The following is a 26374-nucleotide window of genomic DNA, read 5'->3' as shown; positions in this document are numbered from 1 at the left end:
TCGTTTTTGTGTTTTGTAAGGGCTGCCATGACTGCTTCGTTCGTCCATTTACGTGTGCACACCGAATTTTCGCTGGTCGACGGTCTGGTCCGGGTTAAACCCTTGATCAAGTCGGTTGCCGGAGCGGGCATGCCAGCGGTAGCTGTGACTGACCAGAGCAATATGTGCTCCCTGGTAAAGTTCTACAAAGCCGCGATGGGCGGCGGCATCAAGCCTATCTGTGGGGCTGATATCTGGATGGCCAGTGCCGCAGAAGATGGCCCCCTGACGCGCATGACATTGTTGGCGATGAACGCCAAGGGTTATCGCAATCTCACTGAACTGGTTTCACGGGGGTGGAGCGACGGGCAGAGCAATGATCTGGTGATCATCCAGCGCGACTGGGTCAAGGCGGCTAACGAGGGTTTGATCGCGCTATCGGGCTCGAAAGAAGGTGAAGTCGGCCTGGCTCTCCTGGCCGGTGATCAAGCGCTGGCTGAGGCCACACTCAAAGAGTGGATGGAAGTCTTCCCTGACCGCTTCTATCTGGAAGTGCAGCGTACTAATCGAATCAACGATGAAGAACATCTTCACGCCGCCGTGGCATTGGCTGAGCGTTATGCGGCGCCCCTGGTCGCGACCAATGATGTGCGCTTTATCAAGCAAGATGATTACGAAGCCCACGAAACACGGGTATGTATCGGTGAAGGGCGTCCGCTGGATGATCCGCGCCGCTTGCGCCTGTATTCCGACCAGCAATACCTGAAGTCGCCTGAGGAGATGGCAGAGCTGTTCAGCGACTTGCCTGAGGCCTTGCAAAACACGGTTGAAATCGCCAAGCGCTGTAATATCGAGGTGCAATTGGGCACCTACTTCTTGCCGAATTTCCCGATTCCAGACGGCTTGACCATGGATGAGTACTTTCGCAAAGTCTCGTTCGACGGCCTCGATGAGCGTCTCGAAGTACTGTTGCCCAAAGACACGCCGGATTACGACGCCAAGAAGCAGGTCTACATTGATCGCCTGAATTTTGAGTTGGATATCATCATTCAGATGGGCTTCCCCGGTTATTTCCTGATCGTAATGGACTTCATCAAGTGGGCCAAAAACAACGGCGTTCCAGTCGGCCCTGGCCGTGGCTCGGGTGCCGGGTCGCTGGTGGCCTATGTGCAGAAGATTACAGACCTCGACCCACTGGCCTATGACTTGCTCTTTGAGCGATTCCTCAATCCAGAGCGGGTATCGATGCCCGACTTCGACGTCGACTTCTGCATGGATGGCCGTGATCGGGTAATTGATTACGTTGCGCAGAAATACGGGCGCAATGCGGTGAGCCAGATCATTACTTTCGGCACCATGGCGGCCAAGGCCGTGGTCCGCGACGTGGCGCGTGCGCAGGGTAAGTCTTACGGCTTGGCGGATCGCCTGTCGAAGATGATCCCCTTTGAAGTGGGCATGACGCTGGCCAAAGCATTCGAGATGGAAGAGCCGCTGCGGGACTTCCTCAAGACCGATGAAGAGGCCGCTGAAATCTGGGAAATGTCGCTCAAGCTTGAAGGCATCTGCCGGGGCACGGGCAAACATGCCGGTGGCGTGGTTATCGCACCAACCAAGCTGACTGATTTCTCGCCGATTGCCTGTGATGAAGAAGGTAACGGCCTGGTCACCCAGTTCGATAAAGACGATGTTGAATCGGCAGGTTTGGTTAAGTTCGACTTCCTCGGCCTGCGCACGCTGACCATCATCAAGTGGGCGATGGAAACCATCAACCGCGAGCAGGCCAAGCAAGGCTTGCCTGATCTGAACATCGATTTTATCCCGCTTGATGACAAGCCGACCTTTGCCATGCTGCAAAAGGCTGAAACCACGGCGGTGTTCCAGCTTGAATCGCGGGGCATGAAAGAGCTGATCAAAAAGCTCAAGCCAGACTGCCTGGAAGACATGATCGCCCTGGTGGCGCTGTTCCGTCCGGGCCCTTTGCAGTCCGGCATGGTTGATGACTTTATCAACCGTAAGCATGGTCGCGAGCCGATTTCTTATCCGCACCAGGATTATCAATACGAAGGCTTGCAGCCGGTTCTGGCGCCGACCTACGGGATTATTCTGTATCAAGAGCAGGTCATGCAGATCGCTCAGGTGATGGCCGGCTACACCCTTGGCGGTGCAGATATGCTGCGTCGGGCTATGGGTAAGAAAAAGCCGGAAGAAATGGCCAAGCAGCGCGGCGGATTTATTGAAGGCTGCGCCAGCAATGGGATTGACGGTGATCTGGCCGGCAACATTTTCGACCTGGTGGAAAAATTCGCCGGTTACGGGTTTAACAAGTCACACTCGGCCGCATACGGCTTGTTGTCTTATCAAACGGCTTGGCTAAAGGCTCACCATTCTGCAGCCTTTATGGCTGCCGTGCTGTCGGCTGATATGCACAACACCGACAAAGTGGTCACCCTGATTGAAGAGTGCCGCAGCATGAAGCTGCGCCTTGATGCACCGGATGTGAACACCTCCGAATTCAAGTTCACGGTAAACGATGAGGGCTGGATCGTTTATGGGCTCGGCGCCATCAAAGGTGTCGGCGAAGGCCCGGTTGAAGCCATTGTTGAGTCGCGCCGTGACGGCCCATTCAAAGACTTGTTCGACTTCTGCTCCCGGGTTGACCTCAAGCGCATCAACAAACGTACCTTGGATGCGTTGGTGCGCAGTGGTGCACTGGATCGCCTTGGTCCGTACTTCCATGAGGAGATCAAGGCTTACCACGCCAATATCGACCGCAACCGTGGGGTGCTGTTGACCGCGATGGAAGAGGCCGTGCAAGCCGCTGAGCAAACCGCTCGCAGTCACGACAGTGGCCACATGGATCTCTTCGGCGGCGTGTTTGCCGATGAAGAGCAGGATGTGTACGCCAATCACCTCAAGGCCCGCGAGTTGTCACTCAAGGAGCGCCTCAAGGGTGAGAAGGAAACCTTGGGGCTGTACCTGACCGGTCACCCAATTGACGAATATGAAGGTGAAGTGCGGCGATTCGCCCGCCAGCGCATTATTGATCTCAAGCCGGCGCGCGATACCCAAACGGTTGCGGGCTTGATCGTCAACTTGCGGGTAATGAAGAACAAAAAGGGCGACAAAATGGGCTTTATTACCCTGGACGACCGTTCCGGGCGGATTGAAGCTTCATTGTTTGCCGATGCATTTGCCAGTAACCAGGCATTGCTGCAAAGTGATGCGTTAGTGGTTGTCGAAGGCGAGGTCAGCAATGATGACTTTTCCGGCGGCCTGCGTTTGCGTGCCAAGCGTGTGATGAGCCTGGAAGAGGCGCGCACCGGCCTTGCGGATAGCCTACGCTTGAAAATCGCCAGTGATGCCTTGAAAGGTGACAAGCTTCGTTGGCTGGCTGACTTGTGCAGCCGTCATCGCGGTGTTTGTCCGATCACCATGGATTACACCAGCACCGATGCCAAAGCGCTTTTGCAGTTTGGTGAGGGCTGGAGAATCAACCCGGCAGACAGTTTGATTCAAGCATTGCGTGACCAGTTTGGGAAAGACAACGTCTTCCTGCACTACCGCTAGTTTTTAGCGCTGAATTTCAGCCTGTAAATTAGCTGGATAAATTATGGCCCTGAGTGGTTTGGGTTCTGCTGTTGTCAAAAATGACGAAGCCGTGCACACACTCAGGTGTCGACCTAGATGCGCCTGATCAATTAATGTATGGCGCGAACGGATACAGCTCCCGGCCACTTGGCCGTCGACGCAAGACGGATGACTATGAACCCGAATTTTCTCGATTTCGAACAGCCGATCGCCGACCTGCAAGCCAAGATCGAAGAGCTTCGCCTGGTTGGTAACGACAACTCGTTGAACATCAATGACGAGATTGCTCGCCTGCAAGATAAAAGCAGCACCCTCACCGAAACCATCTTCGGTAACTTGACCAGCTGGCAAGTTGCACAGCTGGCGCGCCACCCGCGCCGCCCTTACACCTTGGACTACCTGCAGCATATCTTCACCGAATTCGACGAGTTGCATGGCGATCGTCATTTTTCCGATGACGCGGCCTTGGTCGGCGGTGTTGCACGTCTGGACGGTGAGCCGGTGATGGTTATCGGCCATCAGAAGGGGCGAGATGTGCGCGAAAAGGTGCGTCGCAACTTCGGTATGCCGCGCCCAGAAGGCTATCGCAAAGCCTGCCGCCTGATGGAAATGGCTGAGCGTTTCAAGATGCCTATCCTGACTTTCATCGACACGCCGGGTGCTTATCCGGGTATCGATGCCGAAGAGCGCGGTCAGAGTGAAGCCATTGCCTGGAACCTGCGGGTCATGTCGCGCTTGAAAACCCCGATCATCGCCACCGTCATTGGTGAAGGTGGTTCTGGCGGCGCATTGGCCATTGGCGTGTGTGATCAGCTCAATATGCTGCAGTACTCGACCTACTCGGTTATTTCCCCGGAAGGTTGTGCTTCGATCCTGTGGAAAACTGCAGAGAAAGCACCTGATGCGGCTGAAGCCATGGGTATTACCGCTGAGCGCCTGAAAGGCCTGGGCATTGTTGATCAAGTGATTGGCGAGCCCTTGGGTGGCGCCCATCGTGACCCAGCTGCTGCCGCTGAGTCAGTCCGTCAGGCCTTGGGTGCTCAGCTTAAAGAGCTGAAACAACACAGCACCGAAGAGCTGTTGGCGCGTCGTTACGAGCGCCTGATGAGCTACGGTATCGCATAAGTTGCCCGGGTCGCCCACTGGCCCGTATTGCAATAACTGGATGTGCGACATGAGCCTGATTGCCAAGGTGCAGGAAAATTTAGCCCCTTGGCGTCAGGCAACTGCTTGGCGAGTTGCCTACTCTGGTGGTCTCGACTCCACTGTTCTGCTGCATATTTTGGCGAGTCTTGCCCCGCGCGAGACCATCCCGCCGCTCACCGCTGTGCATATCCATCACGGTTTACAAGCTGTTGGTGACCTGTGGCCAGAGCATTGTCAGCGTGTCTGCGATGAGCTGGTTGTGCCGCTGAAGGTTGTACGGGTCAGCGTTGCGCCTGGTGCAAGCCTCGAGCAAGCCGCGCGAGATGCACGCTACGCTGCGTTTGCTGCGCAGCTAGGCGACAGTGAGGTGTTGCTGGTGGCGCAGCATGCCGATGACCAGGCCGAGACGCTGTTGTTCAGGTTGCTGCGCGGTGCTGGCGTTCGTGGTCTGGCCGCCATGCCGATCAGCCGCTCGTTGGGCCAGGGGCACGTGCTGCGCCCGCTCCTTAATTGCTCGCAGGCTGAATTACGTGGCTACGCGGTTAAGCACAATCTGCAATGGGTTGAAGATCCATCGAATGGCGATGAGCAGTTTTCACGAAATTTTCTGCGCAGGCAGGTGCTTCCAATGCTGACTCAGCGCTGGCCGCAAGCAGTCAGCCGGTTCAGTCAAGCCACTGAGCACCTGCGTGAAGCCTCTGAAATGCTCGACGAACTGGCAGTGCAAGATCTCGCTGCTGCGCAAGGCTCGGCAGGCTGTGGATGGCTCAAGCTACCGAGTTTGGCATTGGCGCCTTTGCGCGCGATCAGTTCGGCTCGTCAGCGTAATGCCTTGCGTTACTGGTTGCGCGATTTGACGTCGATGCCGGATACCGAACACTGGGAGGGTTGGCGCAACCTGCGTGATGCGGCAGTGGATGCGGCGCCGATCTGGCGCTTAGCGGGCGGTGAGATTCACCGGGGCGATGAACGGTTGTGGTGGCTCAGCGGCGATTGGTTGCGGCAACCCGAGCCCATCCGCTTGCCAATGGTAGCCGGGCAGCCATTGGCATTACCTGGTAATGGCCATGTTCGCATTGAAGGCCAGCTGCCTGTGGGCGATTGGTCGGTGGTCTACCGGCAAGGCGGCGAGGTCATGAATTTGCCGGGACGCGGGCGTCGTGACCTCAAGCGCTTGCTCAATGAACAGGCTGTGACCAAATTTATTCGCGGCCGATTGCCGCTACTCATCTGCGATGGGCAACTCGTGGCAGTGGCAAATATGCCGCAACTCTGCGCTGTTAAAGGGGCCCAGTGGTGTTTCATATGGGATTTGCCGACGAGCGATCTAGGTTTGAGCTGAAAAGGGCTTTCGAGTAGACTACGCTCCCGTCTTAATAGTGCTTTTGCTGATTCCGTTTGCCGCTGGCAAAACGACTCGGTGAATGCATTCTGGTTACTGCTATTTGGTAACCGGTGGTTTTACATTTCCTTCGCTTTCCCCGGCGGCGCTGACCGCTTAAACGCTGATTTCTAGGATTTTTCATGACGCGCTACATTTTCGTCACGGGTGGTGTTGTTTCTTCTTTGGGGAAGGGCATTGCTTCGGCTTCACTGGCGGCTATCCTGGAGGCGCGGGGCCTGAAGGTCACGATGCTCAAGCTGGATCCCTACATCAACGTTGACCCGGGCACCATGAGCCCGTTTCAGCACGGTGAAGTGTTCGTCACCCACGACGGCGCTGAAACTGACCTGGATCTGGGCCACTACGAGCGGTTTATCCGCACGACCATGACCCAGAATAATAACTTCACCACCGGTCGCGTCTACGAAGACGTTCTGCGTCGTGAGCGCCGTGGCGATTACCTCGGTGCCACCATTCAGGTGATCCCGCACATCACTGACGAAATCAAGCGCCGCATCATCAAGGGCGCTGGTGACGCTGATGTGGCCATGGTTGAAATTGGCGGCACGGTTGGCGATATCGAATCGCAGCCATTCCTCGAAGCCATTCGCCAGCTGCGTGTGGAAGTGGGGGCCAAGCGCGCCATGCTGATGCACCTTACGCTGGTGCCGTACATTGCCACTGCGGGTGAAACCAAGACCAAACCTACCCAGCACTCGGTTAAAGAGCTGCGTTCGATTGGCTTGCAGCCTGACGTGCTGGTTTGCCGTTCCGATCACCCAATTGATGTGTCTTCGCGGCGCAAGATTGCGTTGTTCACCAACGTTGAAGAACGCGCAGTGATTTCGCTGGAAGACGTCGACACCATCTACAAGATTCCTTCGGTGCTGCACGCTCAAGGCCTCGACGACTTTGTTGTAGAGCGTTTTGGTCTGGATTGCGGCGGCGCCGATCTTTCCGAGTGGGACCGCGTGGTTGATGCCAAGCTGAACCCGGAAAAAGAAGTCAATATCGCCATGGTCGGTAAGTACATGGAGCTGCTGGATGCCTACAAGTCGTTGATCGAAGCGATGAGCCATGCCGGCATCCAGAACCGGACCAAGGTCAATCTGCGCTATATCGACTCTGAAGAGATCGAAACCAAAGGCACCTCGGTGCTCGAAGGTGCTGATGCCATCCTGGTTCCAGGCGGCTTTGGCCTGCGTGGCGTTGAAGGCAAAATTGAAGCGGTGCGTTATGCCCGTGAGAACAAAATCCCTTATCTGGGCATTTGCCTGGGTATGCAGGTGGCGGTTATCGAGTTCGCGCGTAATGTGCTGGGCTGGAAAGATGCCAACTCCACCGAGTTTGATTCAGCAAGCGGCCACCCAGTCGTGGGCTTGATCACGGAATGGCAAGACGCTACCGGCGCCACCGAGCAGCGTACAGAGGCTTCTGACCTGGGCGGCACCATGCGCCTGGGGGCTCAGGAATGCCAGCTGCTGAGCGGTACCAGCGTGTATGACTGCTACGGCAAAGACGTGATTGTTGAACGTCATCGCCATCGTTATGAGGTCAACAACAACCTGTTGCCAAAGCTGACTGAAGCTGGCTTGAAAGTTACCGGTCGCTCCGGTGATGGCGCCTTGGTTGAAGTGGTTGAAGCGCCGGATCATCCATGGTTTGTGGCGTGCCAGTTCCACCCTGAATTTACTTCGACCCCGCGCGATGGCCACCCGTTGTTCAGTGGCTTTGTTAACGCTGCGCTGGCTCAGAAAAACAAAAAGGCGTAATGCATGACGCAGAAAATTGTTCGTGTTGGCAATATCGAAATCGCTAACGACAAGCCATTCGTACTCTTTGGCGGCATCAATGTTATTGAGTCGCGCGATCTGGCGATGAAGGCCTGTGAAGAATATGTGCGGGTTACCGAAAAGCTCGGTATTCCCTATGTGTTCAAAGCCAGCTTTGACAAGGCCAATCGCTCTTCTGTGAGCTCGTTCCGTGGTCCAGGCCTGGAAGAGGGCATGAAGGTCTTTGAAGAAATCAAAAAGACCTTCGGCGTCCCCGTTATTACCGACGTGCATGAGCCGCATCAGGCGCAGGCCGTGGCTGACGTTTGTGACATCATCCAACTGCCGGCATTTTTGTCGCGCCAGACTGATCTGGTCGTGGCCATGGCCAAAACCGGCGCGATCATCAATATCAAGAAAGCTCAGTTTCTTGCACCGCAAGAGATGCAGCATATTCTGGCCAAGTGTGTTGAAGCGGGTAATGACCAACTGATCCTCTGTGAGCGGGGGTCTTCCTTTGGTTACAACAACCTGGTCGTAGACATGCTCGGTTTTGGCATCATGAAGCAGTTCGAGTACCCGGTATTCTTCGACGTGACCCACGCCTTGCAGATGCCGGGCGGTCGTGCCGATTCTGCCGGTGGCCGTCGTGCTCAAGTCACTGATCTGGCTAAAGCAGGCATGAGCCAAGGCCTGGCGGGGTTGTTCCTTGAGGCCCACCCTGATCCAGACAACGCCAAGTGCGACGGGCCCTGCGCGTTACGCTTGGATAAGCTGGAACCGTTCCTGACTCAGCTCAAGCAGCTTGATGACTTGATAAAGCGTTTTCCGCCGATTGAGACTGCCTAACAAGGCGCTTATCCGGTAGAGTGCAACCCGGGCATAAGCTGACCAGTCGGTCAGCTAAATTGCATCAGCTCACTCCGTGTTGGTTTGCTGAGCAGATAGTTCGCCCGCGTTGCTTTCTAGAGAGTCTCTGTCTGCAGTGTCTGTATAGGCACCTGCAATAAAGTTTTAGAGATTCACGTTAGTTAATTTTTGGAGTGCTTAACGCAATGGCAAAGATTGTCGACATCAAAGGCCGTGAGGTTCTGGATTCACGTGGCAACCCAACTGTAGAAGCCGATGTGATCCTTGAAGGCGGTATCGTCGGTAGCGCTTGCGCGCCATCGGGTGCTTCAACTGGTTCTCGCGAAGCGCTGGAACTGCGTGATGGCGACAAGAGCCGTTACCTGGGCAAGGGCGTATTGAAGGCAGTTGCCAATATCAACGGCCCAATCCGTGACCTGTTGCTGGGTAAAGATGCACTCGATCAGCAGAGCCTTGATCGCGCGATGATTGCGCTGGATGGCACTGAGAACAAAGCATCGCTGGGCGCCAACGCTATTTTGGCAGTCTCGCTGGCGGCAGCTAAAGCAGCTGCTCAGGCCAAAGGTGTGCCACTGTACGCGCACATTGCCGACCTCAATGGTACACCGGGCGTGTACTCGATGCCGGTGCCGATGATGAACATCATCAACGGCGGCGAGCACGCCGATAACAACGTTGATATCCAAGAATTCATGGTCCAGCCAGTGGGTGCGAAAAACTTCGCCGAAGCACTGCGCATGGGCGCCGAAATCTTCCATCACCTTAAAGCGGTTCTCAAGGCCCGCGGCCTGAGCACGTCGGTGGGTGATGAAGGTGGTTTCGCACCTGACCTGACCTCCAACGAAGATGCACTGTCTGCCATTGCTGAAGCCGTTGCCAACGCCGGTTACACCTTGGGTGATGATGTCACCCTGGCACTGGATTGCGCGTCGAGCGAATTCTACAAAGATGGCAAATATGACCTGGCTGGCGAAGGCAAAATCTTCGACGCCGCCGGTTTTGCTGATTACCTTGCCGGTCTGACTGAGCGTTTTCCGATCATCTCGATCGAAGACGGCATGGACGAGTCTGACTGGGATGGCTGGAAACTCCTGACCGATAAAATCGGCAGCAAGGTTCAGTTGGTCGGTGACGATCTGTTCGTAACCAACACCAAGATTCTCAAAGAAGGCATCGACAAGGGCATCGGTAACTCGATTCTGATCAAGTTCAACCAGATCGGATCGCTGACCGAGACCCTCGAAGCCATCCAGATGGCTAAAGCGGCAGGCTACACGGCTGTAATCTCGCACCGCAGCGGCGAAACCGAAGACTCAACCATTGCTGATTTGGCAGTGGGCACGTCGGCTGGCCAGATCAAAACCGGTTCGCTGAGCCGTTCAGACCGTGTTGCCAAATACAACCAATTGCTGCGTATCGAAGAGCAGTTGGGCGGGAAAGCGGCTTATCTTGGCATTGCAGAGTTCCGCGGCTAAGCGTAAGCATGGTAAAAGAAGGGCGACGGTACAGGCTGCGTGAAAACTACTGCGCTCGACATTACAGCGTTATAAACAGACGAAAAATGCTCATTTAGAACACCTAAAGTCGAACGCGACCCCGGTGCCTTTTCGTCTGTTAAAGCCTTGTCTTGCCTTCGCTCGCCACGTTTTCAAACACCCTGGCAAGCCGCCCTTTTTTCGGACAATTTTTTCTGGGTGTTATGCGCAAAGCTTATTGGTTGTTCCCTGTTCTGATTTTAATCCTGGCTGGGCTGCAGTATCGACTGTGGGTCGGTGAAGGCAGCTTGGCGCAGGTGACTGACCTAAAACATCAGATTGCCAGCCAACAGGGTGAAAACGAACGCCTGCATGAGCGCAATCGCGTGCTCGAGGCGGAAGTGCGCGAGTTGAAAAAAGGCATGGAAACTGTCGAAGAGCGGGCACGACATGAGTTGGGCATGGTCAAAGACGGTGAGACGCTGTATCAGCTTGCCGAATAACTGCGTGAAGATCCTGCCATGACCTTGCAAAAACTCCCCGCTTTCTGGGCCGTTATTCCAGCTGCCGGCATTGGCAGCCGCATGCGCGCCGACCGTCCCAAACAATATCTGCCGCTGGCCGGTAAAACCATTCTCGAGCACAGCCTTGAGTGCTTTCTTGATCATCCACGGCTCAAGGGCTTGGTTTTGAGCCTGGCCGAGGATGACCCCTTTTGGCCACAACTGCCGTGTGCTGCTGACCCGCGAATCGAACTGGCTGCCGGTGGCGATGAGCGCGCAGAGTCGGTGCTCAACGCCTTGCTGCGTCTTGCTGAGCTAGGGGCAGATGAGCACGACTGGGTCTTGGTGCACGATGCTGCGCGGCCAAACCTGGCACGTGAAGACCTCGACCTGCTGCTGTCGGAGTTGGCGCATGATGCCGTCGGCGGGCTGCTGGCCGTGCCTGCGCGAGACACCCTGAAGCGCGCCGGAGCTGATGGGCGGGTTAAAGAAACAGTTGATCGCTCGGTTATCTGGCAGGCCTATACGCCGCAAATGTTTCGTCTTGGGTTCTTGCACCGGGCGATGGCGGAAGCGCTGGTGTCGGACGTCGCCATTACTGATGAAGCCTCTGCAATCGAGTGGGCAGGGCAGTCGCCTCGCCTAATTGAAGGGCGTGCAGACAATATCAAAGTGACCCGCCAGGAAGACTTGAATAATCTCGCTCGCATATGGCGTGATCGATAACCGCCAGGTTGGTCGGCACGTGGTTTGTCCGCCATGGCTCAGGCGTCACAACGCTCAAGGCTGAGCTAGGAAGGGGTTGCCCCTATCTTCAATGGTGGATGGGAGAAGCTGTCAGCCATCCACCACTTGCCCGCGTCTTTTAAGCTACGCGGGTTTTGCGCACATTGCGGTCAAGTACCGTGCTGAGCTTGTCGATCGCGCCGTCAATGGCCTGATGCAGGGATTCGGCATTATGGGCGACTGAAATCGGGTCGCGGCCCTTCATTCTTGCCTCAAGCTGGCAGCGCTTATCCTGGGTGCCGCTTTTATGCGCATTCTCGTCACTTAGATGTGCCTCTATGCGCGTGAGGTGGTCTTCAAAGCGTTTGATTTTGTGTTCGACGCGGCTGCGTACATTGGTCACTAAGTCAAGTGAGGCTTCAATATGTTTGTCACTGTTGACCAGAACTTGCATAACCGTTTCCTCTCGTTGATCAAGGCTAGAATGGACGCCTTAGGGATACGACGATGCGAGACTAAAAGCGGTTCCCGGTGAATCTGTGACATTCTGTCACTGCGCATATTCATGGCGTTGGGCCAGCCCAGTTTTGAGGAAATCGACCAATTGGCGAACCTTGGGCGAGAGGTGCCGCTGCTGTGGATAGAGCGCCCAAACGGCAGTGTTGGGAGGCTGATGATTGTCGAGCAACGATATCAGGGCGCCACTGCGTAAATGTTCCAGCACGTAATAATCCGGTAGTTGGCAAAGTCCCAGGCCCCGTAATGCGGCTTCGAGCACTGCCTGCCCGCTGTTGCAGCGCCAACTGCCCTGAACCCGCTGCGATGTTTCTTGCTGGTTGATTTTGAAACTCCAGGCATCTGAACTGCCAATCAAGCAATTATGCCGAGCGAGTTCAGATAGGCTGTGGGGACGGCCGTAATGTTTGAGGTAGTCGGGGGCTGCGCAGAGGTACATTTTGCGTGGCGCCAGTTTGGCGGCGACCAGGCTTGAATCCTGTAAGCGGCCCAGGCGAATGGCCATGTCCAGCCCTTCATGAACCAAATCCAGTGGTCGGTTGCTAAGTTGGATGTCCACGCGAAGCTGTGGGTGGTGAATCATGAATTCGGTTACCAGCGGTGCAATAAAGCGTTCGCCATACGCCACTGCACAGGTCATGCGCAGCAACCCTTTGGGCTGACTGTTAAGGTCGCCGACCACGCGAAGAGCTTCTTCTCGCGCATCTTGCAGGCGCTGGCAGTGTTGGAGAAAGGTTTGCCCGGCTTCGGTCAACGCCACCTTGCGCGTGCTGCGGTAAAACAAGCGGGCCTGCATGCGTTCCTCAAGTCGCGCTACTTGGCGGCTGACCTGCGAGGATGAGAGGCCGAGCTGCTCTGCTGCGGCGGTAAATTGGCCGCACTCGGCAACCGCGACAAACTCATCGATGCCTTCCCAGCTATTCATGGCGCACTCATTTTGTAGTTGATGGCGTACATGTGAATAATCCTACCGAAAAACTGATCGATTATCCCTGTGTGGCAATAATGTTTTTCCAGTAGACGGATTATTCCCAGTTGAGCGCTGATCTACACTGCATGCACTGAATTTATCTGCATCCATAATCTGTTGGAGTCTTTTATGATCAAGTCGCGTGCTGCCGTTGCTTTTGCGCCCAACCAACCGCTGCAAATTGTTGAAGTCGATGTGGCGCCGCCAAAGGCGGGTGAAGTCCTGGTGCGTATTGTTGCCTCGGGTGTCTGCCACACCGATGCCTACACCTTGTCGGGCGAAGACTCCGAAGGCGTCTTCCCGTGCATCCTCGGTCACGAAGGCGGCGGTATTGTTGAGGCGGTTGGCGAGGGTGTGACTTCACTGGAAGTCGGCGACCATGTGATCCCGCTGTACACCGCTGAATGTCGCGTGTGCAAGTTCTGCACCTCAGGCAAGACCAACCTGTGCAGCTCGGTTCGGGCAACGCAGGGTAAAGGCTTGATGCCAGATGGCACCTCGCGCTTCTCTTACAACGGCGAGCCGGTGTATCACTACATGGGCTGCTCGACGTTCTCCGAGTACACCGTATTGCCGGAAGTCTCGCTGGCCAAGATCCCCAAAGAAGCGCCGTTGGAGAAAGTGTGCTTGCTCGGTTGCGGTGTCACCACCGGCATAGGTGCTGTACTCAACACGGCTAAAGTCGAGGAGGGCGCAACGGTGGCCATCTTCGGTCTCGGAGGTATTGGTCTGGCGGCGATTATTGGCGCGAAGATGGCCAAGGCTTCACGCATCATCGCCATCGACATCAATCCAGGCAAATTTGATATTGCCCGCGAACTGGGCGCCACCGACTTCGTCAACCCGAAGGACTTTGCCAAGCCGATTCAGGAAGTCATTGTTGAAATGACCGATGGCGGCGTTGATTACTCCTTTGAGTGCGTGGGCAATGTGCAACTTATGCGTGCAGCCCTTGAGTGCGCTCACAAAGGTTGGGGTGAGTCGATCATCATTGGTGTGGCAGGCGCGGGCCAGGAAATTTCCACGCGGCCTTTCCAGTTGGTGACCGGTCGGGTCTGGCGCGGTTCGGCATTCGGTGGGGTCAAGGGCCGCACTGAATTGCCGGGCTATGTCGAGAAGGCGCAGACAGGTGAAATCCCGCTGGATACCTTTATCACCCATAACATGCCGCTGGAAGACATCAACGAAGCGTTCACGCTGATGCATCAGGGCAAGAGTATCCGCACGGTTATTAATTTCTAAGCAACGGCTGAGCTAAGGTGCAGGCTGGTTATACAGCTTGCACTGGCTGCTGTTTAGTCGATTAGTCAGGAGTGGATTTATGAGTCTGGAAAATATTTCCTGCCGGAAAAGCAGTGGCGGCTGGCACAAGCGTTACCGTCACCGGTCGAGCACACTCAATTGCGATATGACCTTTGCTGTGTATTTGCCCCCGCAGGCTGAGCAGGGTGTGAAGTTGCCGGTGTTGTATTGGTTGTCAGGGCTGACCTGCACCGATGAGAATTTTATGCAGAAGGCGGGAGCGCACAAACTCGCTGCCGAGCTGGGTTTAATTATTGTCGCATCCGATACCAGTCCACGTGGCGAGGGCGTGCCGGATGACCCGGACGGCGCATATGATTTTGGGCTGGGTGCAGGCTTTTACCTGAATGCTACGCAGGAGCCCTGGGCGCGCCACTACCGCATGCATGATTATGTGGTGCAAGAGCTGCCAGCGCTGATCGAGGCCAACTTCCCGGTTACCGACAAGCGCGGTATCAGTGGACACTCCATGGGCGGGCACGGCGCCTTGATTTGCGCCTTGCGCAACCCAGGGCGTTATCATTCGCTGTCGGCATTGGCGCCGATTGTTAACCCCATAAACTGCCCTTGGGGTGAAAAGGCCTTTACCCGTTATCTCGGTGAAGAGCGCTCGCGTTGGCGTGAGTGGGATGCTTGCGCCTTGCTGGCAGATGCCACTGAGCGTTTGCCAATGCTGGTGGATCAGGGAGACCGTGATGACTTCTTGGTTAATCAGTTAAAGCCAGAGGCTTTGCAAGCCGCGGCGCAAGCGGTGGGGCACCCATTGACGTTGCGGCTGCAGCCGGGCTACGACCATAGCTACTACTTTATCGCCAGCTTTATTGACGATCACCTGCGCCACCATGCGGCAGCTTTAAATGCGCCGGGCTGACTGGCGCTCAAGTAGGGCTTTCCCATAGCCACAACACACAACGATGCCCAGCTTAAGCGCATAGCGTTGTAGAATCAGGCCCTGATCTTTTTGGGGCCTGATTTTTTTATGAGTAGCAGCATGCGTATTGGCCACGGCTATGATGTACACCGTTTTGGCGAGGGTGATTTTATTACCCTCGGCGGTGTTCAAATTCCTCACCCTTTCGGTCTCGTTGCCCATTCGGATGGCGATGTGCTTTTGCATGCCTTGGCTGATGCGTTGCTCGGTGCCCTGGCGCTGGGCGATATCGGCAAGCATTTTCCGGACACCGATCCGACCTTCAAAGGGGCTGATAGCCGGGTCTTGTTGCGGCACGTGTACGCCTTGGTCACCGCTAAAGGCTGGCGGGTAGGTAATCTCGACGCCACTATTGTTGCTCAAGCGCCGAAGATGGCCCCGCATATCGAAGCCATGCGCTCACTGATCGCCCTAGACCTTAAAATTGAGCTTGATCAGGTCAATGTTAAAGCCACGACCACCGAAAAACTTGGCTTCACAGGCCGAGAAGAAGGCATCGCAGTCCATGCGGTAGCGCTGGTGGTTCGGCCATGAATGAAAGTGAACTCCTTGGCCCCAAGGCCCATGGCGATGCCTGTGGTACCGCAGTGCTCAAGGCCAGTGCAGAAGACTTTCAAGTCGATGAGGTGCTCGACATTCCCTTGGCAGGTGATGGCGAGCATTTATGGCTGTGGGTTGAAAAGCGTGGTCTGAATACTGAAGAGGCGGCCAGACGTCTTGCAAAGGCCGCCGGCGTGCAACTGAAGTTGATCAGCTATGCCGGGCTCAAAGACCGACAAGCCTTGACGCGCCAGTGGTTCAGCCTGCATTTGCCGGGCAAGGCCAACCCGGACTTGAGCGCCGCCGAAGACGCCAGTCTTAGCATTCTCAAACAGGTGCGTCACCAACGTAAGTTACAGCGCGGCGCCCATGCGGCCAATGGTTTCACCCTGCGCCTGACTCAGTTGAGCGCTGATCGTGAAGCCCTTGATAGACGCTTGCATGCTATTCGCGAGCAGGGTGTGCCCAACTATTTTGGTTTGCAGCGCTTCGGCTTTGAGGGCGGCAATGTATTTGATGCCCGCCAATACGCCGAGCGCAACGATCGTCCCGTGCAACGCAACCTTCGTTCGCGGCTGTTATCAGCGGCCCGCAGCTACTTGTTCAACCAGGTCCTGGCTGCACGGGTTGCTGAGGGGAACTGGAACAAAGCTCAGGTGGGTGACTTGTTGGCCTTTACTGACAGCCGCAGCTTTTTTATGGCTGGGGAGGCTGAATGCAACGATCCTCGGCTGGCGATTCTGGATGTACATCCAACGGGCCCGCTTTGGGGGTTGGGTGCGCCGTCAACCGCAGGCGCGGTACAGGCACTCGAGCAGCGTGTTGGTGAACGCGAAAAAGACTTGGCCCACTGGCTAGCAGAAGCGGACATGGCGCACGAACGTCGCATTCTGCGCCTCCCCATTGGTGGCCTTACGTGGCATTATCCCGAGTCTGACATTCTGCAACTGGAATTCGTCCTGCCGGCTGGATGCTTCGCCACCGTATTGGTGCGCGAGCTTGTCGATCTATTGCCGACAGGGCATACGGACAACCCATGCGTATTCTGATTTCAAACGATGACGGAGTGATGGCGCCAGGCATTGCCGCGCTACACGCTGCGTTAGCTGATTATGCTGACTGTACTGTGATTGCACCGGATCAGGACAAAAGTGGCGCCAGCAGTTCGCTGACGCTCGACCGTCCGTTGCATCCCTGCACACTGGACAACGGATACATCAGCGTTAATGGCACGCCGACTGATTGCGTGCATTTAGCCCTGAATGGGCTGCTTCCCGAAGTGGCCGACTTGGTCGTTTCCGGGATTAATCTGGGCGCTAACCTTGGCGATGATGTGCTCTACTCCGGCACGGTCGCTGCAGCGCTTGAAGGGCGCTTTTTGTCGCGTCCGGCATTTGCCTTCTCGTTATTGTCACGCCAAACCGATAACCTGCCGACAGCGGCCTACTTTGCCCGTAAGCTGGTAGAAGCTCACGAGCACCTCGATTTGCCGCCGCGCACTGTGCTTAATGTGAATATTCCTAATTTACCCTTGGAGCATATCCGCGGGATTCAGGTAACACGTCTGGGCCACCGTGCGCGCGCCGCCGCACCGGTTAAAGTGACAAATCCGCGGGGTAAAGTCGGCTACTGGATCGCAGTGGCGGGCGATGCTGAAGATGGCGGCCAAGGCACAGATTTTCATGCGGTGATGCAAGGCTATGTCTCGATCACTCCTTTACAATTAGACCGTACTTTTCAGGATGGCTTTAACAGCTTGCAACCATGGCTGGAGAGCTTAGTTTAATGAATCGCGAACAAGATGAAATGAACCGCCGTGGCAGCGGCATGACTTCCCAGCGTACCCGTGAGCGGCTTATCCAGCGGCTCTATGAAGAGGGGTTGTCCAACGCAAAAGTGTTGGAAGTCATTCGCCGTACACCGCGCCATATGTTTGTCGATGAGGCCTTTTCTCATCGTGCTTATGAAGACACCTCGTTGCCTATTGGCCACAACCAAACGATTTCGCAGCCCTATATGGTTGCGCGCATGAGTGAGTTGCTGCTCGAAGCCGGGCCTTTGGATAAAGTGCTGGAGATCGGCACCGGTTCGGGTTATCAGACCGCCATACTTTCGCAACTGGTCGAGCGGGTATTCAGCGTCGAGCGAATTCAGGGGCTGCAGGAGCGTGCCAAAGAGCGCTTGGTCGAACTGAACCTGCGCAACGTTGTCTTTCGTTGGGGAGATGGCTGGGAAGGCTGGCCGGCACTGGCGCCTTACAATGGCATCATTGTCACCGCGGCAGCGTCTGAGGTACCGCAGGCGCTATTGGATCAGCTTGCCCCGGGTGGACGGCTGGTGATACCGGTTGGCTCCGGCGATGTGCAGCAGTTGATGTTGATCATTCGTGATGAGCAGGGTTACTCGCGGCACATTCTCGACGCGGTACGGTTTGTACCTTTGCTCAATGGGCCACTGGCTTAACATTAGCTCTGACGGGTTTATGAAAAAATACTTTTTGCTCTACGCCAAAGGTGTGGCCATGGGCGCAGCGGACGTTGTGCCGGGCGTGTCGGGTGGCACCATCGCCTTTATCAGCGGTATCTACGACGAATTACTCAAGTCTATCTCGAGCATGCCACGCGCTGCGCTGCTGGCAGTCCGCGGGCGCTTTGCCGAGGCTTGGGCGACTGCCAATGCGACATTTTTGCTGGTGCTCTTTGCCGGCATTCTGACCAGTATCGCCAGTCTTGCCCGATTGATTACCTATTTACTCGAACAGCACCCGATCCCGGTGTGGTCATTCTTTTTTGGCTTGGTGCTGGTTTCAGCGCATATGGTGTCCCGTGAGATAAGCCGTTGGAATTGGACGCGTATCCTAAGCTTTGCCATGGGCGCAGCCTTTGCTTATTGGATAACAGTGGCTTCGCCGGTTCATCTTGGTACTGATCCGTTGAGTATCTTTTTTGCGGGCGCCATTGCGATTTGCGCAATGATTTTGCCGGGCATTTCGGGCAGCTTCATCTTGTTACTGCTGGGCATGTACAGTTTTATATTGGCGTCGGTCAAGGCACTGGATATTGGTGTTCTCGCCCTCTTTGCCGCAGGCTGTGTAGTGGGGCTTGTCAGCTTTGCAGGCTTTTTGCGCTGGCTTCTACGCTGTTATCGTGACCTTTCTTTAGCATTCCTGACGGGGTTGATGCTTGGCTCATTGAACAAGATCTGGCCATGGAAGGAGACGCTGACTTGGTTTACCGACCGTCACGGGCAACAGGTTCCCCTGCTACAGGCTAATCTTCTGCCTGCACGCTTTGCCGAAGTCAGTGGCCAAGACCCGCAACTGGTATTGGCCGTGCTGCTCGCGTTGCTGGGGGTCGTTCTAGTGTTAGGTTTGGAGTGGTTTGCGGGGCGTCAGCAGTTAAGCGCTGAGCATAATCAATAAATCCTGCACAATAGTGTCAGGCGCTAATAGCCAGTAAGGGAGAGACCGGTGAGTTTCGACGCCATTCAAGCGTGCATTCGCAATAGCAACACTCGATGCCTGTTGAGTGGTTTAGTTCTGTCGTTCATTTTATCGGGTTGTTCAAGCTCACCGGCCGGTGGGGTTCAGGTGTTGGACCGCAATGGCCGATCTGTGCCCATTACATCAAAGCAGCCCCATGTTACCAGTGGCCAGTACCTGGTCAGGCGTGGCGATACGCTTTATTCGATTGCCTTCCGCTTTGGCTGGGACTGGAAAGAGCTCGCCGCGCGCAACGGCATTCCGGCTCCTTATACGTTGAGGGTCGGTCAGCCGATTCGTTTTGACGGCAAGAAACCTTCCTCGGTCGTGGTCGCTAAACAGCCAAGCGTACGCGGTTCGTCCACCCGTACCGTTCGTCCGGCTACATCGACTAGCACCGTCAAGCCTGTTGCCAGCAAACCCGTGGTGGCGACCTCCCAAGTGAAGTCTGTAAGTGGCACATCATCAGGCTGGACGTGGCCTACCAAAGGTACGGTTATTGGACGATTTTCCTCAAACGGTAGTTTGAATAAAGGCATTGATATCGCCGGAGATTTGGGCCAGCCTGTTTTAGCTGCGTCTGATGGCTCAGTGGTATACGCCGGGAGTGGATTACGGGGCTACGGCGAGTTGGTGATCATCAAACATAGCAGTACCTATGTAAGTGCCTACGGACATAACCGCAGGCTCTTGGTGAAAGAGGGGCAAAAGGTCAAAGCAGGGCAAGCAATTGCTGAAATGGGTTCAACGGGCACTGACCGGGTGAAGCTACATTTTGAAATTCGCCGTCAGGGCAAGCCTGTAGATCCCTTGCAATTTTTGCCACGCCAATGATTGGTTGTCTGCCTGTTTCCCCAGCATAGGAGGGACGGGCTCGGGTGCCGCCATGGAGCAGGTAACGCCGGAGCTTGCTGTCGAACTCAGCAAGGGATAATAGAAATGGCTCTCAAAAAAAAACTAGTGCCCGAGTTTGACGTAGACGACGATGTGCTCCTTATAGAGCCAGGTGTCGTCTTGGGGGACATGGGAGATGTAAGTGTCGAAGCACCGGCTAAACGACCCAAGGCCAAGGCGAAGACGGCAACACCTAAGCAACACAAGTACATCGATTACACGCGGGCATTAGATGCAACGCAGCTGTACCTCAACGAAATTGGTTTTTCTCCACTTCTGAGTCCAGAAGAAGAAGTCTTTTTTGCCCGACTGGCGCAAAAAGGCGACCCAGCTGGACGCAAGCGCATGATCGAAAGCAACCTGCGATTGGTTGTTAAGATCGCCAGGCGCTATGTCAATCGCGGTCTTTCATTGCTGGACCTTATTGAAGAAGGCAACCTCGGTTTGATTCGCGCTGTCGAAAAATTCGACCCTGAGCGTGGCTTCCGCTTCTCGACGTACGCCACCTGGTGGATTCGTCAGACAATCGAACGGGCAATCATGAATCAAACGCGCACCATTCGGTTGCCGATTCATGTGGTCAAAGAACTTAACGTTTACCTGCGCGCCGCCCGTGAGCTGACCCAAAAGCTTGACCATGAACCCTCCCCTGAAGAAATCGCCAACTTGCTCGACAAGCCCGTTGGTGAGGTCAAGCGCATGCTCGGACTTAATGAACGGGTGTCTTCGGTTGACGTGTCACTGGGTTCGGACTCCGACAAAACCCTGCTTGATACACTGACCGATGAGCGACCAACAGATCCCTGCGAGCTGTTGCAGGATGACGACCTGTCACAAAGCATCGATCAATGGCTGTGCGAACTCACCGATAAGCAACGTGAAGTTGTGGTCCGGCGTTTCGGCTTGCGCGGTCATGAGAATTGCACGCTTGAGGAGGTGGGTCAGGAAATCGGCCTTACCCGTGAGCGTGTCAGGCAGATTCAGGTAGAGGCGCTCAAGCGTTTACGTGAAATCTTGGAAAAGAACGGTTTGTCGAGTGATTCCTTGTTCCAGTAAAACGTGGGCCTCCACAAAAAAACCGGTTTGCGCCGGTTTTTTTGTGCAAATTATTTGTAGGAAAAGGCTTACGCGCGTGTAAGCCATTGCAGCTACTTGGCATGGGATTTGTGAGCGTTAGAGTTTTATGGATTATTTAACTTGTTGAATTTAATGGATATTTTATTATTCTGACTGTTTTTGTAGATATTTTTGAAGGTTTTCAAGCACTTGTGATGATCTAAAAATCACTTATGATCAAGGTGTGTCTAGGGACTGACACAGGTTGTTAGGGACAACAGCCAGGACAATTGCGGGATGCAATTTCATCAGGACGATGAGCAGGAAATAAAGGGACTAGGGACAAAATGGGCGGGTCAAACCGCCCTTTTTTTGCCCGCGTTTTTTGCTGGCAGGCGATTGCCGGGCAATAAAAAACCCGCACGAGGCGGGTCTTTATAGGGGGCGAGGCGCTATTAGCGCTCTAGGTGCTCAAGCTTGTCTTTCACACCATCCCACTCTTCAGCATCAGCGAGCGACTCTTTCTTCTCGGTGATATTTGGCCAGACCTCAGCCAAGTCAGCATTCAGCTCGATATATTCCTGCATGTCCTCAGGCACCTCATCTTCAGAGAAGATGGCTTGTGCCGGGCATTCTGGTTCACACAGCGCGCAATCAATGCACTCGTCCGGGTGAATGACCAGGAAGTTCGGGCCTTCGTAGAAGCAGTCCACCGGACAGACTTCCACACAGTCGGTGTATTTGCACTTGATGCAGTTGTCGGTGACGACGAAGGTCATTCTAATTCTCTCCTCAGGCTACGGCGCGAGACTGCCCTCATAAACGGTCTCTCGGCTCGAAAAGCTTAATTCAGTGCCAGGCTTTAGCACATAGCTGTTTCGAGCGCGCAGGATTCTAACAGCTTGTTGGCGCGGGCGTTAGACTCGCGTCTTCCATGCATATAACAATTCCAGTGCATGTCGTGGGGTTAAATCATCCGGATTGATCTTGGATAATTCTTCCAGCAACGGATGCGCAAGGCTGGCAAACATATCGCTTTGTTGCGGCGCTGCTGCTTTTCCCGGCTCGGTTCGAGGCAGGTCGTGCGGCAAGCTTGTGGTTTCAAGCCGCGCCAGATGTTCACGTGCACGCAGGATCACTGCGTTGGGCACCCCGGCCAGTTGTGCCACAGCTAAACCATAGCTCTGGCTAGCCGGCCCGGGTAACACGTGGTGTAAAAATACAATACGCTCATTATGTTCCGTGGCATTGAGATGCACGTTGGCCACTAATGGCTCGCTCTCTGGCAACACGGTGAGTTCAAAATAATGCGTGGCAAAGAGTGTGTAGGCGCGCAGTTTCGCCAACTGCTCAGCCGCCGCCCACGCCAGTGACAAACCGTCAAAGGTACTGGTGCCTCGACCGACTTCGTCCATCAGGACCAAACTTCGTTCGGTGGCGTTGTGCAGGATGTTGGCGGTTTCACTCATTTCAACCATAAAGGTCGAGCGGCCACCGGCGAGGTCATCGCTGGAGCCAATACGGGTGAAAATACGGTCAACCAGCGACAACTCGCAACTCGCCGCCGGAACAAAACTGCCGATGTGGGCGAGTAAGACAATCAATGCGGTCTGGCGCATATAGGTCGATTTACCGCCCATGTTCGGTCCGGTAATCACCAGCATGCGCGTATCGTCATCAAGGTTCAGGTCATTGGCCACGAAGGGCTTGGTCAGCACCTGCTCGACCACCGGATGGCGGCCCTGGTTGATGCGCATGCAGGGTTCATCAACAAAGTGCGGGCAATTCAAGTCCAGGTTCAGCGCACGTTCGGCCAAATTGCTCAGCACGTCCAGTTCTGCCAGCGCCGAGGCGCTGTCCTGCAAGGGCGAGAGCAGGGTGATCAAGTGTTCGAGCAGTTCCTCATAGAGCACTTTTTCACGGGCCAGCGCACGGCTCTTGGCCGACAGCGCTTTGTCTTCAAACTCTTTCAGTTCAGGGGTGATAAAGCGCTCTGCCCCTTTGAGCGTCTGCCGACGGATGTAATCGGCCGGAGCCGACTCCGCCTGCTTGCTCGGCAGCTCGATGAAATAGCCGTGGACCCGGTTGTAGCCAACCTTAAGATTGGCCAAGCCGGTGCGGGATTTTTCGCGGGTTTCCAGATCCATCAGGTACTGGCCGGCGTTTTCGCTCAGCGATTGCAACTCGTCGAGCTCTGCGTCGTAACCGGTCTTGAGTACGCCACCATCGCGAATCACTGCGGGTGGGTTATCGATCACCGCTTTGCTGAGTAATTCAGCCAATTCAGGATAAGTGCTGACGGTAGTGGCCAATGACGTCAGGTGCGGCGATTCCAGCGTGGCCATGGCGCTTTGCAGTTCAGGCAACGCCGCCAATGCATCGCGCAGGCGAGCCAGATCACGTGGCCGTGCATTACGCAGGCCAATCCGCGCAAGAATCCGTTCAAGGTCACCAATTTCCTTGAGCTGCGGTTGCAGGGTTTCAAAGCGATAACGCTCAAGCAGGCAGGTGATTGACTCTTGCCGAGCCTGAAGGATGCTGAGTTCGCGTAACGGGCGATTTAGCCAGCGGCTGAGCAGGCGACTGCCCATGGCCGTCTGGCAGCGGTCAACCACCGATTGCAGGGTATTTTCGCGGCCGCCAGCCAGATTGATATCTAGCTCAAGATTGCGCCGGCTGGCGCCATCGAGAATCACCGTGTCGTCGAGTCGCTCATGGCGCAGGCTGCGCAAATGGGGCAGCGCGGTGCGTTGGGTTTCCTTGGCATAGGCGAGCAAGCAACCCGCCGCACCGATGGCCAAGGTCAGCGATTCGCAGCCAAAGCCTTTCAGGTCCTGCGTGGCGAACTGCTGGCAAAGGCTTTTGTGTGCAGAGTCACGTTCAAAGTCCCACGGGGCACGGCGGCGCACACCTTTACGCTTTTCGGCAGGCAAGCCCTGTGGCCAATCATCCGGGATCATCAACTCCACCGGATTGAGGCGCTCTAGCTCGGCCAGCAGGTTTTCCCAGCCTTTGATTTCCAGCACACTGAAACGGCCGCTGGTGATATCGAGCACGGCCAGACCAAACAGGCGCTCGTCGCCGAGGACGGCGGCAATCAGATTATCGCGACGCTCATCGAGCAACGCTTCGTCACTGACAGTGCCCGGCGTGATGATGCGCACCACTTGGCGATCCACCGGGCCTTTGCTGGTAGCCGGGTCACCGACCTGCTCGCAAATAACCACCGACTCGCCGAGCTTGACCAGTTTGGCCAGATAACCTTCAGCGGCGTGATAAGGAATGCCGCACATGGGAATCGCCTGCCCGGCGGATTGCCCACGCGCAGTCAGGGTGATGTCGAGCAACTTGGCGGCTTTTTTCGCATCTTCATAAAAGATTTCATAGAAGTCGCCCATGCGATAGAACATCAGCTGATCAGGGTGCTGGTTCTTCAATTTCCAATATTGCTGCATCATTGGGGTGTGGGCGGATAGGTCAGTAATAGCTTTATTCATCAATGGCTTAGCGTCAGATAGTTGAAGAATTTTGGACGAAATGTAAGCGTGAAATGCATGCTTACTCGGCCTCGGTAAAACGTAACAACGGGCAGGCCTCACATCGCTCAAGGTTAACACGGGGAGAACCTGATCGGCGTTGTGTTTGAGGGTGGAGCTGTAAGTCATATGCATATACAGCTACACGTTAGCTATACCGTGTTGTACCATCATTGGTAAGGTGCTTGATTGCCCCGACGTTGGTTTATGCTCAGGTGCAAAGCGACGCTCGGCGAGCGTGACGACAGGCGCCTAAGCACAGGTTATCGAGAGCAGGAACAAGTAATGGCCACGACAGTTGAACGTGAGAAGCCCGTCCCCATTAATATGCGGGTTGATACCAAGAAACGCAGCTTGATTGATGCGGCGGTTGAGTTATTGGGGACTGATCGGACCAGCTTTATTTTGGATGCCGCGTGCCAGCGGGCCGAGGAAATTATTCGGGATCGACAGTTGTATATTCTCAGTGACGACGCATTTGATCGGTTTGAGCAAGCGCTTGAGGCCGACCCAGTAACGGCCAATAAATGTCTACAGAAACTGATGAGCAAGCCTACACGGTGGAGTTGAGCAAGCCGGAAAAATTGAACTCATCCCATGATCTCACTGAGTTCGATTGTGGCGAGTTGTCGATCAATAACTATCTGCACAAAACGGCTCGCAAGGCCCAGCAAAACAAACTCGCAGTGGTTTATGTCACCTGCTTTGCAGGTAGTAAGCGCGTTGCTGGCTACTACACGCTGTCTGCCGGGTCGATTGCTCGCCAGCACGTTACGCCAAGACGCCATCAACGAAACTCGCCAAATGCCCATCCCGTGACGATTTTGGGCCGAATGGGGCTGACAGTAGAAGCGCAAGGGCAGGGGTACGCTGTTGACCTCTTACAAGATGCAATCAGTCGCTGCATATTTGCATCACAAGCGGTCGGCACATCGGCGGTGCTGGTTCACCCGCTCGACGATAAACTCGCCGCGTTCTATGAGCACCATGCTGGATTTAAGCGCTGCCCTGAGCTTTCCCCCCTGACCATGATGCTGTCCCTGCGTTAAAAAGGTCCCGGCCAACAAGCTGTGCTGCATTGCCTGCGCGCAGCGTATTAACTGTCCGGCTGAATCGCCAAGGTGTCTGGTGTAGGGTATTCACCTAGCGCGCTTTAACCCCGGAGTGAAGATGCACGTAAATCAATCTGACTTGACCCGCTTGGCGGAACATTTAGGTCGTAAGCTGACTGAACTGCATGCACAGGTCAGCACCGCTGAATCCTGTACCGGGGGTGGTATTGCCGAGGCAATTACCCGCGTGCCCGGCAGCTCTGCCTGGTTCGAGGCGGGTTACGTGACCTATTCCAATGGGCAGAAAACCAAACAGCTGGGCGTTGGCCCCGAACTGTTTGTGCTGCTGGGCGCTGTGAGTCGCGAGGTGGTCGAGGCCATGGTGCGCGGTGCTCAGGCGCAAAGTGGCGCGCGCTACGCCGTCGCGGTTAGCGGTGTAGCTGGACCCGACGGCGGCTCCAAGGAGAAGCCGGTTGGCACCGTCTGGATAGCCTGGGGCGATGCTGAGCAGGTGTACAGCGTGCGCAAACAGTTCGCCGGTGATCGACAAAGTGTCCGTCGACAAACGGTTATAGCCGCGCTAGAGGGGCTGATACGCCTCACTGCAAAAGAAAATCCAACTCTGGGGTAGGCGGACGGCCAAGCCTATGGAA

At 55.3% G+C, this 26374-nt stretch carries 24 protein-coding genes; 20 read left to right on the top strand and 4 right to left on the bottom strand.

Annotated features, from left to right (window positions below):
- The first annotated feature begins 27 nt into the window (after window positions 1-27).
- The 8 genes from dnaE to ispD all read left to right on the top strand — a co-directional run bounded on the left by dnaE (window position 28) and on the right by ispD (window position 11443).
- Window positions 28-3546 carry a DNA polymerase III subunit alpha gene (gene dnaE, locus AACY09_RS03530; protein WP_339486097.1) on the top strand — a complete coding sequence of 1173 codons (3519 nt, stop codon included), beginning with the start codon at window positions 28-30 and terminating at the stop codon, window positions 3544-3546.
- 195 nt (window positions 3547-3741) lie between these two features.
- Window positions 3742-4692: an acetyl-CoA carboxylase carboxyl transferase subunit alpha gene (gene accA / locus AACY09_RS03525; RefSeq protein WP_339486096.1), complete on the top strand. Its 951-nt coding sequence runs from the start codon at window positions 3742-3744 to the stop codon at window positions 4690-4692.
- A 49-nt stretch (window positions 4693-4741) separates the two neighbouring features.
- Window positions 4742-6055: a tRNA lysidine(34) synthetase TilS gene (gene tilS / locus AACY09_RS03520; RefSeq protein ID WP_445323765.1), complete on the top strand. Its 1314-nt coding sequence runs from the start codon at window positions 4742-4744 to the stop codon at window positions 6053-6055.
- Between the two features lie 182 nt (window positions 6056-6237).
- Entirely contained in the window at window positions 6238-7869 is a 1632-nt protein-coding gene (locus AACY09_RS03515; protein WP_339486094.1) for a CTP synthase, read from the top strand.
- Between the two features lie 3 nt (window positions 7870-7872).
- Complete coding sequence (kdsA, locus tag AACY09_RS03510; RefSeq protein ID WP_339486093.1) at window positions 7873-8718, top strand: 3-deoxy-8-phosphooctulonate synthase; 846 nt, start codon at window positions 7873-7875, stop codon at window positions 8716-8718.
- A 206-nt stretch (window positions 8719-8924) separates the two neighbouring features.
- A complete protein-coding gene (gene eno / locus AACY09_RS03505) occupies window positions 8925-10214 on the top strand; it encodes a phosphopyruvate hydratase (protein WP_339486092.1) in 1290 nt (429 codons plus the stop codon).
- 224 nt (window positions 10215-10438) lie between these two features.
- Window positions 10439-10717 (top strand): cell division protein FtsB, encoded by a 279-nt coding sequence (gene ftsB / locus AACY09_RS03500; protein WP_339486091.1) that lies wholly within the window; start codon window positions 10439-10441, stop codon window positions 10715-10717.
- 18 nt (window positions 10718-10735) lie between these two features.
- The gene (ispD, locus tag AACY09_RS03495; protein WP_339486090.1) at window positions 10736-11443 is read left to right on the top strand and encodes a 2-C-methyl-D-erythritol 4-phosphate cytidylyltransferase; all 708 of its coding nucleotides are present in this window, start codon (window positions 10736-10738) and stop codon (window positions 11441-11443) included.
- Between the two features lie 139 nt (window positions 11444-11582).
- Here ispD and AACY09_RS03490 read toward each other — a convergent pair whose 3' ends face one another.
- On the bottom strand, window positions 11583-11897 hold the full coding sequence (locus tag AACY09_RS03490; protein ID WP_339486089.1) for an HPF/RaiA family ribosome-associated protein: 315 nt from the start codon (window positions 11895-11897) through the stop codon (window positions 11583-11585).
- A 96-nt stretch (window positions 11898-11993) separates the two neighbouring features.
- Window positions 11994-12884, bottom strand: coding sequence for a LysR substrate-binding domain-containing protein (locus AACY09_RS03485; RefSeq protein WP_339486088.1), 891 nt, complete (start codon window positions 12882-12884; stop codon window positions 11994-11996).
- A 174-nt stretch (window positions 12885-13058) separates the two neighbouring features.
- Here AACY09_RS03485 and AACY09_RS03480 point away from each other — a divergent pair, with 174 nt between their 5' ends.
- The 9 genes from AACY09_RS03480 to rpoS all read left to right on the top strand — a co-directional run bounded on the left by AACY09_RS03480 (window position 13059) and on the right by rpoS (window position 21133).
- Window positions 13059-14171, top strand: coding sequence for an S-(hydroxymethyl)glutathione dehydrogenase/class III alcohol dehydrogenase (locus AACY09_RS03480; protein WP_339486087.1), 1113 nt, complete (start codon window positions 13059-13061; stop codon window positions 14169-14171).
- Between the two features lie 79 nt (window positions 14172-14250).
- Complete coding sequence (gene fghA / locus AACY09_RS03475; RefSeq protein ID WP_339486086.1) at window positions 14251-15102, top strand: S-formylglutathione hydrolase; 852 nt, start codon at window positions 14251-14253, stop codon at window positions 15100-15102.
- A 120-nt stretch (window positions 15103-15222) separates the two neighbouring features.
- Window positions 15223-15696, top strand: a complete 474-nt coding sequence (gene ispF / locus AACY09_RS03470) for a 2-C-methyl-D-erythritol 2,4-cyclodiphosphate synthase (RefSeq protein WP_339487066.1) — start codon at window positions 15223-15225, stop codon at window positions 15694-15696.
- Window positions 15693-16751 (top strand): tRNA pseudouridine(13) synthase TruD, encoded by a 1059-nt coding sequence (gene truD / locus AACY09_RS03465; protein ID WP_339486085.1) that lies wholly within the window; start codon window positions 15693-15695, stop codon window positions 16749-16751. Before ispF ends, truD begins: the two co-directional genes overlap by 4 nt.
- Window positions 16739-17488, top strand: a complete 750-nt coding sequence (gene surE, locus AACY09_RS03460; RefSeq protein ID WP_339486084.1) for a 5'/3'-nucleotidase SurE — start codon at window positions 16739-16741, stop codon at window positions 17486-17488. Before truD ends, surE begins: the two co-directional genes overlap by 13 nt.
- Window positions 17489-17529: 41 nt before the next feature.
- On the top strand, window positions 17530-18165 hold the full coding sequence (locus AACY09_RS03455; protein WP_339487065.1) for a protein-L-isoaspartate(D-aspartate) O-methyltransferase: 636 nt from the start codon (window positions 17530-17532) through the stop codon (window positions 18163-18165).
- A 19-nt stretch (window positions 18166-18184) separates the two neighbouring features.
- A complete protein-coding gene (locus tag AACY09_RS03450) occupies window positions 18185-19123 on the top strand; it encodes a DUF368 domain-containing protein (protein ID WP_339486083.1) in 939 nt (312 codons plus the stop codon).
- A gap of 48 nt (window positions 19124-19171) precedes the next feature.
- Complete coding sequence (locus AACY09_RS03445; RefSeq protein ID WP_339486082.1) at window positions 19172-20017, top strand: peptidoglycan DD-metalloendopeptidase family protein; 846 nt, start codon at window positions 19172-19174, stop codon at window positions 20015-20017.
- Window positions 20018-20122: 105 nt separating this feature from the next.
- Complete coding sequence (gene rpoS / locus AACY09_RS03440; protein ID WP_339486080.1) at window positions 20123-21133, top strand: RNA polymerase sigma factor RpoS; 1011 nt, start codon at window positions 20123-20125, stop codon at window positions 21131-21133.
- Between the two features lie 455 nt (window positions 21134-21588).
- On the opposite strand, the gene fdxA is transcribed toward rpoS, so the two are convergent.
- Both fdxA and mutS read right to left on the bottom strand, forming a co-directional pair.
- Window positions 21589-21912 carry a ferredoxin FdxA gene (gene fdxA / locus AACY09_RS03435; RefSeq protein WP_339486078.1) on the bottom strand — a complete coding sequence of 108 codons (324 nt, stop codon included), beginning with the start codon at window positions 21910-21912 and terminating at the stop codon, window positions 21589-21591.
- Between the two features lie 138 nt (window positions 21913-22050).
- Complete coding sequence (gene mutS, locus AACY09_RS03430) at window positions 22051-24618, bottom strand: DNA mismatch repair protein MutS (protein WP_339487064.1); 2568 nt, start codon at window positions 24616-24618, stop codon at window positions 22051-22053.
- A gap of 336 nt (window positions 24619-24954) precedes the next feature.
- Here mutS and AACY09_RS03425 point away from each other — a divergent pair, with 336 nt between their 5' ends.
- The 3 genes from AACY09_RS03425 to AACY09_RS03415 all read left to right on the top strand — a co-directional run bounded on the left by AACY09_RS03425 (window position 24955) and on the right by AACY09_RS03415 (window position 26352).
- Complete coding sequence (locus AACY09_RS03425) at window positions 24955-25239, top strand: type II toxin-antitoxin system TacA family antitoxin (protein ID WP_339486076.1); 285 nt, start codon at window positions 24955-24957, stop codon at window positions 25237-25239.
- On the top strand, window positions 25197-25718 hold the full coding sequence (locus AACY09_RS03420) for a hypothetical protein (protein WP_339486075.1): 522 nt from the start codon (window positions 25197-25199) through the stop codon (window positions 25716-25718). Before AACY09_RS03425 ends, AACY09_RS03420 begins: the two co-directional genes overlap by 43 nt.
- Before the next feature lie 121 nt (window positions 25719-25839).
- Window positions 25840-26352: a CinA family protein gene (locus AACY09_RS03415; protein ID WP_339486074.1), complete on the top strand. Its 513-nt coding sequence runs from the start codon at window positions 25840-25842 to the stop codon at window positions 26350-26352.
- Window positions 26353-26374: the final 22 nt, after the last annotated feature.

It is taken from the genome of Pseudomonas sp. EL_65y_Pfl2_R95, assembly GCF_963971045.1.
Classification (GTDB): Bacteria; Pseudomonadota; Gammaproteobacteria; order Pseudomonadales; family Pseudomonadaceae; genus Aquipseudomonas.
The sequence above is the reverse complement of the archived record's forward strand: the minus strand, read 5'-3'. Positions and strand labels throughout refer to the sequence as shown.

What these genes read in the sequence shown, in the direction of transcription:
- dnaE (WP_339486097.1), top strand. Translation starts at nt 28, where the DNA reads ATGACTGCTTCGTTCGTCCATTTACGTGTGCACACCGAATTTTCGCTG.
- accA (WP_339486096.1), top strand. Translation starts at nt 3,742, where the DNA reads ATGAACCCGAATTTTCTCGATTTCGAACAGCCGATCGCCGACCTGCAA.
- tilS (WP_445323765.1), top strand. Translation starts at nt 4,742, where the DNA reads ATGAGCCTGATTGCCAAGGTGCAGGAAAATTTAGCCCCTTGGCGTCAG.
- AACY09_RS03515 (WP_339486094.1), top strand. Translation starts at nt 6,238, where the DNA reads ATGACGCGCTACATTTTCGTCACGGGTGGTGTTGTTTCTTCTTTGGGG.
- kdsA (WP_339486093.1), top strand. Translation starts at nt 7,873, where the DNA reads ATGACGCAGAAAATTGTTCGTGTTGGCAATATCGAAATCGCTAACGAC.
- eno (WP_339486092.1), top strand. Translation starts at nt 8,925, where the DNA reads ATGGCAAAGATTGTCGACATCAAAGGCCGTGAGGTTCTGGATTCACGT.
- ftsB (WP_339486091.1), top strand. Translation starts at nt 10,439, where the DNA reads ATGCGCAAAGCTTATTGGTTGTTCCCTGTTCTGATTTTAATCCTGGCT.
- ispD (WP_339486090.1), top strand. Translation starts at nt 10,736, where the DNA reads ATGACCTTGCAAAAACTCCCCGCTTTCTGGGCCGTTATTCCAGCTGCC.
- AACY09_RS03490 (WP_339486089.1), bottom strand. Translation starts at nt 11,897, where the DNA reads ATGCAAGTTCTGGTCAACAGTGACAAACATATTGAAGCCTCACTTGAC.
- AACY09_RS03485 (WP_339486088.1), bottom strand. Translation starts at nt 12,884, where the DNA reads ATGAATAGCTGGGAAGGCATCGATGAGTTTGTCGCGGTTGCCGAGTGC.
- AACY09_RS03480 (WP_339486087.1), top strand. Translation starts at nt 13,059, where the DNA reads ATGATCAAGTCGCGTGCTGCCGTTGCTTTTGCGCCCAACCAACCGCTG.
- fghA (WP_339486086.1), top strand. Translation starts at nt 14,251, where the DNA reads ATGAGTCTGGAAAATATTTCCTGCCGGAAAAGCAGTGGCGGCTGGCAC.
- ispF (WP_339487066.1), top strand. Translation starts at nt 15,223, where the DNA reads ATGCGTATTGGCCACGGCTATGATGTACACCGTTTTGGCGAGGGTGAT.
- truD (WP_339486085.1), top strand. Translation starts at nt 15,693, where the DNA reads ATGAATGAAAGTGAACTCCTTGGCCCCAAGGCCCATGGCGATGCCTGT.
- surE (WP_339486084.1), top strand. Translation starts at nt 16,739, where the DNA reads ATGCGTATTCTGATTTCAAACGATGACGGAGTGATGGCGCCAGGCATT.
- AACY09_RS03455 (WP_339487065.1), top strand. Translation starts at nt 17,530, where the DNA reads ATGACTTCCCAGCGTACCCGTGAGCGGCTTATCCAGCGGCTCTATGAA.
- AACY09_RS03450 (WP_339486083.1), top strand. Translation starts at nt 18,185, where the DNA reads ATGAAAAAATACTTTTTGCTCTACGCCAAAGGTGTGGCCATGGGCGCA.
- rpoS (WP_339486080.1), top strand. Translation starts at nt 20,123, where the DNA reads ATGGCTCTCAAAAAAAAACTAGTGCCCGAGTTTGACGTAGACGACGAT.
- fdxA (WP_339486078.1), bottom strand. Translation starts at nt 21,912, where the DNA reads ATGACCTTCGTCGTCACCGACAACTGCATCAAGTGCAAATACACCGAC.
- AACY09_RS03425 (WP_339486076.1), top strand. Translation starts at nt 24,955, where the DNA reads ATGGCCACGACAGTTGAACGTGAGAAGCCCGTCCCCATTAATATGCGG.
- AACY09_RS03420 (WP_339486075.1), top strand. Translation starts at nt 25,197, where the DNA reads ATGTCTACAGAAACTGATGAGCAAGCCTACACGGTGGAGTTGAGCAAG.
- AACY09_RS03415 (WP_339486074.1), top strand. Translation starts at nt 25,840, where the DNA reads ATGCACGTAAATCAATCTGACTTGACCCGCTTGGCGGAACATTTAGGT.